The organism is Mycobacterium sp. 012931, from assembly GCF_000419295.1.
In the GTDB taxonomy this organism is placed as follows: domain Bacteria; phylum Actinomycetota; class Actinomycetes; order Mycobacteriales; family Mycobacteriaceae; genus Mycobacterium; species Mycobacterium marinum.
In genome coordinates this window covers 4,467,849-4,480,165 of sequence record NZ_AOPX01000001.1, presented here as the reverse complement: position 1 = coordinate 4,480,165, position 12,317 = coordinate 4,467,849, and the positions used below count along the sequence as shown (strand labels likewise).

12 protein-coding genes are annotated in these 12,317 nt (G+C 65.3%); 9 read left to right on the top strand and 3 right to left on the bottom strand.

The features are described from left to right. Positions 1-2 precede the first annotated feature (2 nt). A complete protein-coding gene (locus MMSP_RS19725; RefSeq protein ID WP_020788030.1) occupies positions 3-1,037 on the top strand; it encodes a nitronate monooxygenase in 1,035 nt (344 codons plus the stop codon). A 76-nt stretch (positions 1,038-1,113) separates the two neighbouring features. Here MMSP_RS19725 and ald read toward each other — a convergent pair whose 3' ends face one another. Then, a complete protein-coding gene (gene ald, locus MMSP_RS19720; protein WP_020788029.1) occupies positions 1,114-2,229 on the bottom strand; it encodes an alanine dehydrogenase in 1,116 nt (371 codons plus the stop codon). Between the two features lie 117 nt (positions 2,230-2,346). Between ald and MMSP_RS19715 the strand changes: the two genes are divergently transcribed. The 5 genes from MMSP_RS19715 (at position 2,347) to MMSP_RS19695 (ending at position 7,239) form a co-directional block, all read left to right on the top strand. Next, positions 2,347-2,862: an Lrp/AsnC family transcriptional regulator gene (locus tag MMSP_RS19715; protein WP_084472611.1), complete on the top strand. Its 516-nt coding sequence runs from the start codon at positions 2,347-2,349 to the stop codon at positions 2,860-2,862. Between the two features lie 28 nt (positions 2,863-2,890). Continuing rightward, positions 2,891-3,355, top strand: coding sequence for an SRPBCC family protein (locus MMSP_RS19710; RefSeq protein WP_011740188.1), 465 nt, complete (start codon positions 2,891-2,893; stop codon positions 3,353-3,355). A gap of 104 nt (positions 3,356-3,459) precedes the next feature. Then, the gene (locus MMSP_RS19705; RefSeq protein WP_020788027.1) at positions 3,460-4,377 is read left to right on the top strand and encodes a metal-dependent hydrolase; all 918 of its coding nucleotides are present in this window, start codon (positions 3,460-3,462) and stop codon (positions 4,375-4,377) included. 5 nt (positions 4,378-4,382) lie between these two features. Further along, on the top strand, positions 4,383-6,143 hold the full coding sequence (locus MMSP_RS19700) for an SDR family oxidoreductase (protein ID WP_020788026.1): 1,761 nt from the start codon (positions 4,383-4,385) through the stop codon (positions 6,141-6,143). A 13-nt stretch (positions 6,144-6,156) separates the two neighbouring features. Next, the gene (locus tag MMSP_RS19695) at positions 6,157-7,239 is read left to right on the top strand and encodes a PDR/VanB family oxidoreductase (protein ID WP_020788025.1); all 1,083 of its coding nucleotides are present in this window, start codon (positions 6,157-6,159) and stop codon (positions 7,237-7,239) included. 5 nt (positions 7,240-7,244) lie between these two features. Here MMSP_RS19695 and MMSP_RS19690 read toward each other — a convergent pair whose 3' ends face one another. Further along, positions 7,245-7,886 (bottom strand): TetR/AcrR family transcriptional regulator, encoded by a 642-nt coding sequence (locus tag MMSP_RS19690; RefSeq protein ID WP_012393724.1) that lies wholly within the window; start codon positions 7,884-7,886, stop codon positions 7,245-7,247. Between the two features lie 123 nt (positions 7,887-8,009). Between MMSP_RS19690 and MMSP_RS19685 the strand changes: the two genes are divergently transcribed. After that, positions 8,010-9,035, top strand: a complete 1,026-nt coding sequence (locus tag MMSP_RS19685; protein ID WP_020788024.1) for a Rieske 2Fe-2S domain-containing protein — start codon at positions 8,010-8,012, stop codon at positions 9,033-9,035. Between the two features lie 5 nt (positions 9,036-9,040). Further along, the gene (locus MMSP_RS19680) at positions 9,041-10,129 is read left to right on the top strand and encodes a dihydrodipicolinate reductase related protein (protein WP_015355285.1); all 1,089 of its coding nucleotides are present in this window, start codon (positions 9,041-9,043) and stop codon (positions 10,127-10,129) included. A gap of 6 nt (positions 10,130-10,135) precedes the next feature. On the opposite strand, the gene MMSP_RS19675 is transcribed toward MMSP_RS19680, so the two are convergent. After that, the gene (locus MMSP_RS19675) at positions 10,136-11,473 is read right to left on the bottom strand and encodes an HNH endonuclease signature motif containing protein (RefSeq protein ID WP_015355286.1); all 1,338 of its coding nucleotides are present in this window, start codon (positions 11,471-11,473) and stop codon (positions 10,136-10,138) included. Between the two features lie 103 nt (positions 11,474-11,576). Between MMSP_RS19675 and dapB the strand changes: the two genes are divergently transcribed. Further along, the gene (gene dapB, locus MMSP_RS19670) at positions 11,577-12,314 is read left to right on the top strand and encodes a 4-hydroxy-tetrahydrodipicolinate reductase (RefSeq protein WP_012393728.1); all 738 of its coding nucleotides are present in this window, start codon (positions 11,577-11,579) and stop codon (positions 12,312-12,314) included. Positions 12,315-12,317 lie beyond the last annotated feature (3 nt).

Here is a 12,317-nt window from a genome sequence, read left to right as displayed (position 1 = left end):
CGATGGTACTGGGTTTCTGGGACATCGCGGTACCCATCGTGGGTGCTCCGATGGCGGGCGGCCCAGGAACCCCGGCCTTGGCCGCGGCCGTGTCGAACGCGGGCGGGCTGGGCTTCGTCGCTGGCGGGTATCGGACCGCCGACCAGTTCGCCGATGACATCTCCGCTGCGCGGGCCGCCACCACCGGCCCGATCGGAGCCAATATCTTTGTGCCCCAGCCCAGCGTCGCCGACTGGTTGCAGCTGGAGTACTACGCAGAAGAACTCGCGGAGGTCGCCGAGTACTACCACGTCGAGGTGGGACAACCCATTCACGGTGATGACGACGAGTGGGAACGCAAGCTCGAAGTCGTGGCCGACATTCGTCCGGAGCTGGTGTCGTTCACCTTCGGTGCGCCGCCGCCCGATGTGGTCCGCCAGCTCAGTGCGCTGGGTTTGTTGGTTTCGGTCACGGTGACGTCGGCTTATGAGGCCGGGGTGGCCATCGCGGCCGGCGCTGACAACCTGGTGGTTCAGGGCCCCGGCGCGGGCGGGCATCGCGGTACGTTCGCGCCGGATACGGAGCCGGGCGAGGAGTCCCTGCACCAACTACTCGATCACATCGGCCGTACCCACGATGTGCCGCTGATCGCGGCGGGCGGTCTTGGTACCGCCGACGAAGTGGCAGCCGTGCTGCGCAGGGGAGCGGTTGCTGCACAGGTGGGGACGGCGCTGTTGCTTGCTGATGAAGCGGGTACCAGCTCGGTGCACCGAGTTGCCCTGAAGAACCCGGAGTTCGACTCCACGCTAGTCACCCGTGCTTTCTCCGGCCGCTATGCGCGAGGGCTGGCGAACAACTTCACTCGACTGCTTGACCGGGTCGCGCCGCTCGGCTATCCGGAGGTCAATCAGATGACCAAGCCCATCCGGGCGGCGGCGATCGAGGCGGACGACCCCCACGGAACAAACCTGTGGGCGGGGACGGCCTACCGGGCGGCCCAGGCGGGACCGGCGGCCGACATCGTTGCCGCCCTGGCGCCGGACGTGTGGTCGCTGTAGGTCCGGCCCAACGGCCCCCGACGCGACACTGGCCACCTGCATGGTGGGCAGGTGGCCAGCGTCGGTTGTGATTCGGTTAGCCGAGCACGCTCGCCGGGTCGGTGAACGGCAGGTCGAGGTCGGCGGCCACGTGATCTGCCAGCAGCGCGCCTTCGTGAGTCGAAAGGCCTTTAGCCAGTGCGGAATCCGAGAGGCAGGCCGCTTGCCAACCCAGGTCGGCGAGCTTGAGCACGTAGGGCATGGTCGCGTTGGTCAGCGCGTAGGTCGACGTGCGGGGCGCGGCGCCGGGCATGTTCGCGACGCAGTAGAACACCGTGTCGTGGACGGTGAACGTCGGCGACGTGTGCGTGGTCGGCCGGGAGTCCTCGAAGCAGCCGCCCTGGTCGATGGAGATGTCCACCAGCACGGCACCCTTCTTCATCCGCGCTACCAGCGAGTTCGGAATCAACTTGGGTGCCTTGGCGCCGGGCACCAGCACGGCCCCGATCAGCAGGTCGGCGTTGACTGCCGCATCCTCAAGGTCGAGGGTCGACGAGTAGCGGGTCCGGACGCGACCGCCGAACTCCGCGTCGATCTGGCGGAGCTTGTTGATGTTGACATCCAGCACGGTGACCATCGCGCCCATGCCGTTGGCGACGCGGGCGGCGTTGTAGCCGGCCGTGCCCGCGCCGATCACCACGACGTCGGCAGGCTTGACGCCGGGGACGCCGCCCATCAGCACGCCGCGACCGCCGTGGGTGCGCATCAGGTGGTAGGCCCCAGCCTGGGCGGACAGGCGCCCGGCGACCTCGCTCATGGGGGCCAGCAGCGGCAATGCGCCGTCGGCGGTCTGCACCGTCTCGTAGGCGATGGACGTGGTGCCGGACTTCAGCAGGGCATCGGTGCAGGGGCGCGAGGCGGCCAGGTGCAGGTAGGTGAACAGGGTCTGGCCCCGGCGCAGCCGGCCGTACTCGGACTCGATCGGTTCCTTGACCTTGAGCAGCAGGTCCGCATCCGCCCACACCTGGTCGGCGGTGCTGATCAGCTGGGCACCGGCGGCCTTGAAGTCGGAGTCGGAGATGGCGGAGCCTTCTCCGGAGCCGGCCTGGATCAGCACCTCGTGGCCGCGCTTGGTCAAGGCGGCGACGCCGGCCGGGGTGATCGCAACCCGGAATTCGTTGTCTTTGGTTTCGGTTGGAATACCGACTCGCATATTCGCTCCTGCCGATTTGGTGGGGGTTTGACGGGCTTGTGTGACGCGGTTCCATAAGTGTGAAAAAACTTCGGAAGTTATGCAATTACACTGATGATAATTCTGTAATGTGGATGCATGTCTGATGACCTAACGGGATCTAGCGGCCGAGAGGGAGACTCGCCGAAGGATGTTCGGCCCGCTGTGCTTGACGACATGGACCGCAAGATCCTGCTGCTGCTGCATGGCGATGCCAGGATCACCAACAATGCCCTGGCCCAGGCGGTCGGGATCGCGCCTTCGACATGCCACGGCCGGGTTCGCCGACTGGTCGATCTCGGCGTGATCCGCGGGTTTTACACCGATATCGACCCCGTCGCGGTGGGCCAACCGCTGCAGGCGATGATCTCGGTCAGCCTGCAGGCCAACGCCCGTGGCAAGATCCGCAGCTTCATTCAGCAGATCCGCCGCAAGCGACAGGTGATGGATATCTACTTCCTGGCCGGTGCCGAAGACTTTCTGTTGCATGTCGCCGCTCGGGACACCGATGACCTGCGCTCATTTGTGGTGGAGAACCTCAACGCGGACATCAACGTCGCGGGCACCCAAACGTCGCTGATCTTCGAACATCTACGCGGGGCCGCGCCCCTTTAGGCCGGTCCGCCCTGGTTATGATCACCCAATGACCAAGCCTTCTGTGGCGGCCACTGTCGAGATCGATGCCACCCCCGAGCGGGTGTACGGACTGATCACCGACCTGAGGACACTGGCGTCGCTGGCCGAGGAGGCGGTGGCGATGGAACTGCAGAAAGGCGATGGAGTCGGTAAGGGGGCCGTGTTCGTCGGCCACAACCGAAACGGTGGCCGGCGCTGGAAGACGACCTGCACGGTGACCGACGCGGAACCGGGCCGGATCTTCGCGTTCGATGTCCACTCCATCTTCATTCCGGTGTCGCGGTGGCAGTACGACATCGTCGGTGCCGATGGCGGTTGCCGGGTCACCGAGAGCACCTGGGACCGGCGGCCCGGGTGGTTCCGCAAGGTGGCCGGCCTGGCGACCGGGGTCAAGGATCGGGCCGCGACAAACGCCGAGCACATCGCGACCACGCTGCAGCGCCTGAAGCAACGTGCTGAGGCTGGCGACTGAGTTCTTCACCATCGGGGGATTGCATCACTATACTTGCGAGCACGAGTTGTCTATTGAGGCGACATATGAGGCGTTAATGTAAACGTCCAAGGCAAGGGGGCCTTATGTTCACCGTCGATAACCGCGCAGTGGGGCCGCACTCTGGAGAATCGGGTGCGGCCGACCACGAGCGTCTCGTTCTCGAGGCTCGCGATGTCGAGTTCGACTGGGCGAACCTGCCGTTTCATTACGTTCCCAACGAGCCGCTGCCCACCCATGTGCTCAACGTGCTGCACCTGCTGCTGCCCGCCGGCGAGGAATTCTTCGTCGAGGTCTTCAAGAAGACGTTGCCATTGATCAAGGATGATCAGCTGCGGCTGGATGTGCAGGGGTTCATCGGCCAGGAGGCGATGCACTCCCAGGCACACTCCGGTGTGCTGGCCCACTTCGAGGCCCAGGGCGTGGACGTGACGCCTTATACCGACCAGATCAGGTGGCTGTTCGGGAAGCTGCTGGCGGAGAAGCCGGGACGCAATCCGCGACAACGGCACCGCTGGCTGCTGGAGCAGGTCTCCTTCATCGCGGCAATCGAGCACTACACCGCCGTATTGGGGGAGTGGATTCTGAACTCGCCGCAACTCGACGTGGTCGGCACCGACCCGGTGATGCTGGACATGCTCCGGTGGCACGGCGCAGAAGAGGTCGAGCACAAGGCGGTGGCGTTCGACACCGTGAAGCACCTGCGCGCGGGGTATTGGCGGCAAGTGCGTGCGCAGCTGGCCGTGACGCCGGTGATGCTGTTGCTGTGGATTCGCGGGGTCCGGTTCATGTATACGGTGGATCCGCTGCTGGCGCCGGGCACCAAACCACGGTGGCGGGACTACGTCAGGTCCGCGCGTCGCGGTCTGACGCCCGGCCCGTGGCGACTGATCCGGGTGGTAGGCGACTACTACAAGCCGGGCTTTCACCCCTCGCAGTTGGGTGGACTCGAGCGGGCCGTCGACTACCTGGCCGTCTCTCCCGCCGCCCGGGCGTCGCACTGAGGCCAATGAACACCGCTTCGCGAACGGGAATCACCGCATCCGACGGCGCCACCCTGGCTGTGTATCACTACACGCCGCTAGATCCGCAGTGCCCGACCATTTTGGCCGTTCACGGCTGGCCCGATAACCACCACCTGTGGGATCCGGTGGCCGAGCTGCTCGGCGATCGCTACAACGTGGTTGCCTATGACGTGCGCGGCTCCGGCGAATCATCCTGTCCTGCCAGTCGTTCCGGGTACCGGCTGGAACAGCTGGTTTCTGACACCGGCGCGGTGATCGACAGCCTGGGCGTCGATCGGGTGCACCTGCTGGCACACGATTGGGGCTCGATTCAGGGCTGGGCCGCGGTGACCGCCGACTCGGTCATGGAAAAGGTCGCCTCATTTACCTCTATCTCGGGCCCGCACCTGCAGTACGCGGGTGCGTTCCTGCGCTCGGGGCGCACCCCCCGCTCGGCGGCCCAGGTTGCCAGGCAGCTTGCCAGTTCGGGATACATCGGGTTCTTCTTGTGCCCGGTCGTGCCGGAACTCTTCTTCCGTTCCGGCATCGGGGTGAAACTCGTTGGGGCGTTTGAGCGCATCGGTCAATCGAGCACCCGCAGTCAGCGTGGTCAGACGCCGCGCTCGATCGGGGACTATGTGAACGCGCTCAACCTCTATCGGGCCAACATGCCCGCCGGATTTGTCACCGATGGGTCGTCACTCCCGCAGACCAGCGTGCCGGTTCAGGTGTTGGTGCCCAGGAAAGACATGTTCGTGACGCCGGCTCTGCAACGTTTCACCGGCGCGATTCCGGGCGGCGGCAGGGTGGTCCCGATCGAGGGCGGGCACTGGGTGGTGACCTCGCGTCCGGACGTGGTCGCACGGCTGACCGCCGACTGGGTGGACCGGGTCGTTGCGGGTACGGGCGACGCCGCGGCGACCGTGGTGCGCGCGGGCCCGGGTGAGGTGCGCGGTCAGCTCGCTTTGGTCACCGGGGCGGGTGCGGGCATCGGCCGAGCCACCGCGGTGGAGCTGGCGCGCCAGGGCGCCCGCATGGTGATAATCGCCGACCGTGACCTTGCCGCGGCCAACGAGAGCGCAACACAGGTGCGCGCCGCGGGCGCGGCGGCGGCCGTGTACCAGGTCGATGTCAGCGACGAAACGGCGATGAACGACCTTGCCGCGCAAGTCCTTGACGAACATGGTGTCGTCGACATCCTGGTGAACAACGCCGGAATCGGGATGGCGGGCAGGTTTTTGGAGACGACCCCGCAGCACTGGGACGCGATCCTGGGGATCAATGTCGGTGGCGTCATCAGCGGGAGCCGAGCATTCGGTGCCCAGATGGTCGAGCGCGGTCAGGGCGGAACGATCATCAACATCGCGTCGGCCGCCGCGTATCTCCCGTCGAAATCGATGGTCGCCTACAGCACCACCAAGGCCGCGGTGCTGGGGTTCAGCGAAGCGTTGCGCGCCGACCTAGCCGACGAAGGCATCAGCGTCACAGCGGTGTGCCCGGGCTTCGTCAACACCAACATCGCCAAGAGCACTGTCTACGCCGGGATGTCGACCGAGCAACAAGAGCGCGCCCGGCAGAAGGCGGACGCGGCCTATCGGCGTCGTAATTTCACCCCGGAAGCGACCGCAAGGGCGATCGTGAAGGCCATCAGGTCCGGGCCGGCCGTGTTGCCGGTGGCCGCGGAATCCAAGGTGGGCTACGCGATGCGGCGCATCAGCCCGTCGATGATTCGGATGTTCGCACGCTTGGACATCCGGCAGCGGTAGAAAGTTGGGGGATATGGCGGTGTCGGAGAGCAGCTGGACCAGCAGGCCCGCCGATCTGTACGGTCGCAGCCACCGGGATCGCTTTGCCACCGCATTGTGGGGTGTGCGCACCATGTTCGGTGGATTCGCCCGGTTCTCGCGGTGGAATCCGTCGCGGGTAACGCCGGTGGGCCGGACACATCGCGCCAGGGTGGTTGAGCGCGAGCTCGTCGCGCCCGACGTGGTCGCGCTGACCCTGGCAGACCCGGACGGCGGATTGCTTCCGTCCTGGTCACCCGGGGGGCACATCGACGTGCAGCTGCCCTCTGGCCGGCGCCGCCAGTATTCGCTGTGCGGCCCACCGGGGCGCCGCACCGACTACCGCATCGCGGTGCGCCGCATCGCCGACGGGGGCGGCGGTTCCATCGAGATGCACGCCGCTTACCAACCGGGAGACATCCTGGTCTTCGAGGGGCCGCGCAACGCGTTCTATCTCGGTGCTGCCGAGCACGACATGCTCTTTGTGATCGGCGGTATCGGGGTGACTCCGATTCTGCCGATGGTCGCGCTGGCCCACCAGCGCGGCGTCAATTGGCGCGCGATGTATGCCGGTCGCAGCCGCGAGTACATGCCCCTACTCGATGAGCTCGTGGCTATGGCACCGGAGCGGGTGTCGGTGTGGGCCGACGACGAACACGGGCGCTTTGCCCAAGTGGAAGATCTGGTGGCCGGCGCCGGACCGAAGACGGCCGTCTACGTGTGCGGGCCACCCCCAATGCTGGAGGCGGTACGCGCGGCGCGTGCTGAATATCCCTGTGCACCTTTGCACTACGAACGATTCAGCCCGCCGCCGGTCGTGGACGGGGTGCCGTTCGAGCTGGAGCTCGCGCGCACCGGCGAGGTGCTGAGCATCCCGGCGAATCGGACAGCGCTGGACGTCATGCTCGACCACGATTCGACGACCGCGTACTCCTGCCAACAGGGATTCTGTGGCACGTGCAAGGTCAAAGTGCTTGCCGGACAGGTTGATCACCGTGGCCGGGCGGCGCAGGGGGACGACGAAATGCTGGTCTGCGTTTCGCGGGGGCACAGCGCTCGGGTCGTCATCGACGCCTGAGCGACTCAGGGTGTTCGAGAATTCTTCAGGTAACCCGCCAGCGCATTGGTGAGCGCGCGTCGTGCCAGCTCGAGGTCGGCGTAGGAACCCAGTTGTCGCTCTGACACCAGCCCGCGCATCGCGCCGGGAATGAGGGCGGCGACCTCACGCACCCGGTTGGGGTCGACATCGAGATCGGCGAAGGCGTTCTGGCACGTTTCGAGCCAGCTTCTGCCCCAGGAGAACAGCTCGGCCGCGGTGCGGGGATAGAGGCGCTCGAGTTCGCCTGGGTCTCGGGGCAGCGCGGCGCGCAGGTTCTCTATTGCGCGTGAATCGGCCGATGCCAGGCCGTGAAACAGGGTCTCGATGACGGCGGCAACTCGCTCCTGCAGGGGCCGGCCGGACTGCAGCGGCTTCGACAATGCCAACATCGACCCCGCACGCCGCTCGGCGGTGCGGTGCAGTACGGCGGCCCAGAAACCGTCGACGTCGCCAAACTGGTATTGCACCGCACCCCAGGTGGCGCCGATCTCCTTGGCGATGCGGTTGGCCGAAACCGAGCCCGGATCCCCGGAAGCAAGTGACGTCAGCGCCGCTTCGAGCATGCTCTCGCGGGTGGCGTTGCCGCGCCGGTTGGGGCGTCTGCCTGCGACTCCGGCCCGAGTCATGTGCCGATGGTATCGGCTGTCGCGATGGCAGTAGGGGCAAATCCACATTTTCATAGAAGGTGCTGTGATTTTTTGGCGGGGCGGCCTATCATTCGTACGAAGCCGCCAAGGAGGACTGCTCAGATGGCCAAGCCGCCGCTGTCGATGAAGCCGACCGGATGGTTCCAGGTCGCCTGGTCCGACGAGATCGGCGTGGGTGACGTACGCACCATGAAGTACTTCGACCAGGAATTGATCGCCTGGCGGGCCGAGTCGGGCCAGCTCACCGTGATGAACGCCTATTGCGAACATCTTGGCGCCCACCTCGGCTACGGCGGCAAGGTCGTTGGCGAGGTGCTGCAGTGTCCGTTCCATGGGTGGCAGTGGAATCAGCTGGGTCGCAACGTGTGCATTCCGTATCAGGACCGGCCAAATCGAGGGCGCCGCATTCGTACCTATCCCGTGGTGGAGCGCAATGCGTCGGTCTACCTTTGGCACGATGTCGAAGGCCGTGCGCCGTTCTTCGACGCCCCGGATGTGTTCGCCGGCTTCAACGATGGCAGCAGCGTCGCCGACTACTATCCGCAGCAGCGCCTCTACCGGCACACATTGGAACTGCATCCGCAATACGTGCTCGAGAACGGGGTGGATTTCGCGCACTTCAAGTACGTGCACAACACTCCGATAGTGCCGGTGTTCACCCGCCACGACTTCGACGGCCCAGTGTCTTTCGTCGACTTCACCATCACCTTCGAAGGCGATGACGGCCAGCAGATCGAGGACATCAACAGCGGCGTGGAGGCGATCAACGGCGGCCTGGGAGTGGCGGTCACCAAGAGCTGGGGCATGGTCGACAATCGCACCATTTCGGCGATCACGCCGGTCGACGAATCCACTTCCGATGTCCGGTTCATGGTCTACATCGGCCGTACCCCGGGTAAGGATCCGGCCCGAGCCGAACTCAAAACTGCCGAATTCGGCCGGGAAGTGATCCGTCAGTTCAAGCAAGACATCCAGATTTGGGCTCATCAGCGCTACTGCGACCCGCCAGCGCTAACCACTGATGAACTCGCCGGATTCACCGCAATTCGCCGATGGGCCAAGCAGTTCTATCCCGACGGCATCGGCGGCAGCGCCGCCGAGGTGTATGCAGCGTTGCAGAAAGGCTGAACCGAATGAGTGCACGGCCCCAACCGATTCGGGTCTTTCAGGTCGCCACCGGCAACGTCGGTCGCGAGATGATCAAACGGCTACAAACCCGGCCCGACCTGGAGCTGATCGGGCTGCACTGCTATTCGCCAGACAAGGTCGGCGCAGATGCCGGGGAACTGGCCGGTATCGGCCCGATCGGCGTAACGGCCACGGGCAGCGTCTCCGACATCGTCGCGGCCAAGCCGGATGTGCTCACGTTTCACGGTGTGTTCCCCGACGAAGACCTCTATGTCAAAGTGCTCGAGGCGGGCATCAATATCGTCACCACCGCCGACTGGATCACCGGGTGGCACCGCGATCACAACCATCCACATCCATCGGGCAAGCCGGTGACGCAGCTGTTGGCCGAGGCGTGTGAAAAGGGCGGCGCCACGTTCTACGGCACCGGCATGAACCCCGGCCTGAACCAGATCCTGGGTGTGGTGTGCTCAGCTGATGTGGCCGAGATCGAGAACGTCACCACGATCGAGTCCGTCGACGTGTCATGCCACCACTCCAAGGAGACCTGGATCGAGGTCGGTTACGGTCAACCGGTTGATGACCCGGACATTCCGGCCAAGCTGGAGAAGTACACGCGGGTCTTCGCCGACAGCGTGCTGATGATGGCGGACTGTTTCGACTTGCCGCTCGACGAGGTCAAGTTCAGTTACGAACTCGGGGCCTGCACCAAGGACGTCGACCTGGGCTGGTACACGCTGCCCAAGGGCTCACTCGGCGGTAATTATCTCAAGTATCAGGGCATGGTCGGCGGGGTGCCGCGGGTGGAGACACACCTGGAGTGGCAGATGACGCCGCACACCGACCCGAGCTGGAACATCAAGGGCTGCTACATCACCCAGATCAAGGGTGACCCGTGCATCTACAACAAGCACATGATCTTCCCGAAAGCCGGTGTGGACCTGTCCAACCCGGACAACTTCGCCTCCATCGGCATGACGGTCACCGGCATGCCCGCCCTCAACTCGATCAAGTCGGTGGTGGCGGCACGGCCCGGCTTGATCACCAGCGCTGAGCTTCCATTGCGCGGGTTTGCCGGGCGGTTCAAGAACTAGCCCCGGTCAGGGCCCCCCGTCGTCGAAGAGGCGCTCGGGGTGATGGTAGTCATTGGTGCGTGCGCCGCGGTCGAGCTGTGGGGGCGGGATCCATGCGGTCCGTCCGTTGGGGAGTTTCGTTGTTTGCCAGCCATTTCCGGCCAGCTTGTGATCGGGCTTGCAGGCAAAGGTGAGTTTGTCGACGTCGGTTGGGCCGCCGGCCGCCCACTCGTCGGTGTGGTGCACTTCGCACCAGTAGCCGGGCACGTCGCAGCCGGGGTGGGTGCAGCCGCGGTCCTGCGCGTAGAGGACCAGCCGCTGATCGGCCGAGGCTAGTCGGCGAGATCGTCCGAGATACAGGGGGCGATTTGAATGTTCGTCGAAAACTGCCAAGTAGTGATATGCGCGGCTGGCCATCCGGATCACGTCGCGCATGGGCACAAACGTCCCACCGCCGGTCACCGCGCGGCCCGTGCCCGAAGTCAGTTCCCGCAGCGTGGTCGACACGATGACCGTCACCGGCAATCCGTTGTGGGCACCGAGTTTTGGATCACCTAGCCGGCCGTCGAGCAGGGCGTTGAGGGCGTCGTGGCGGCGCTGGGCGGGGCTGCGCAGATCTTTGTCGGTGACCTCGTCGGTGGGTTCGCCTTTGACGCAGGGTGTTTCGTCATCGGGGTTGCACATTCCGGGTGCGGCGAACCGGGCCAGCCATGCATCGAGATGGGCACGCAGTTGTGGGGTGGCGATGAGTTTGCCGATGCTCATGCCGTCGGGGCGTTGAGCGCACCAGGTAAAGCCACGCTGGCGGGCCCGGTCGGCGTCGGAGAACTTTCCGTCGGGATTGATCAGCACCGCGGCGCGGTTGGCGACCTTTTCGAGTTGGTCGGGCCGCAGCTGCACCGCTTGCCGGGCCAGAAATTGTTCCGCTTGTCTGACCGTGTTGGCCGGTGTGTCCTGGGGGAGATCGCGCACGAAGGCCGCTATGACCTTTACGTGCTGGCCATCCAGCAGGCCCCGGCGCCACACCTGTGCCGTGGCGGGCAGTTCCGCCGGCAGCGGTTGGCCGGTCAGCGTGATGCGCGGTGATAGTTGTTGGGCATCGTGAACCCGGCGACGGGCTTCGGCGCAGCTGATGCGCAGCCAGTCGGCGACCACCTTGTAGACCGGGCCGCCGATGTCGGCCGGATCTTCGGTGGCCAGGCCCGCGATCACGTCGTGGCTGACCACCGCTTGGCGTCGTCGCGCGTTCTCCAGCCGCTGCAGCGCGCGCAGCCGAGCGGCGGGCTCGAGGTGGCCAAGGTCGGCTTCACCGATCGCCGCCACCGCCGCGTCCAGCGCGTCCAACAAGGCGGATATCGAATACATGTTCGAATTCTATGTGTGTGCGGCAACACGGGTGCGGCGGTCAACGGCCGCTGTGGATGAACGCCGGACTGTGGATGACGGTGCCGGGTCTAGGGTGAAGGCCATGCGAGTAGGCGTATTGGGAGCCAAGGGAAAAGTCGGTGCGACGATGGTTTCGGCGGTCGAGTCCGCTGCGGACTTGACCCTGTCCGCCGAGGTGGACGCCGGTGATCCACTGAGTACCTTGACCGAGACAAACACTGAGGCCGTCATCGACTTCACCCACCCCGACGTGGTGATGGGCAACCTGGAGTTCCTGATCGACAATGGAATTCACGCCGTGGTCGGAACCACAGGTTTCACCGCCGAGCGGGTCGAGCAGGTGCAATCATGGCTGGCCAAAAAGCCAAGCACGGCAGTGTTGATCGCGCCGAATTTTGCTATCGGGGCGGTGTTATCCATGCATTTCGCCAAGCAGGCTGCGCCGTTCTTCGACTCCGCTGAGATCATCGAGCTGCATCATCCACAAAAGGCGGACGCACCATCGGGCACGGCCACCCGTACCGCAAAGTTGATCGCCGAGGCGCGGGAAGGCCTGGCGCCCAACCCCGATGCCACCAGCACCAGCCTGCCGGGAGCTCGTGGCGCCGACGTCGACGGGATCCCGGTGCACGCGGTGCGCTTGGCCGGACTCGTCGCTCACCAGGAGGTGTTGTTCGGTACGCAGGGGGAGACGCTCACAATCCGCCACGACAGCCTGGACCGGACATCGTTTGTGCCCGGTGTGCTGCTGGCGGTGCGTCGGGTCCGGGAGCGTCCCGGCCTGACCATAGGTATTGAGCCGCTGCTCAACCTGCAGTGAGTG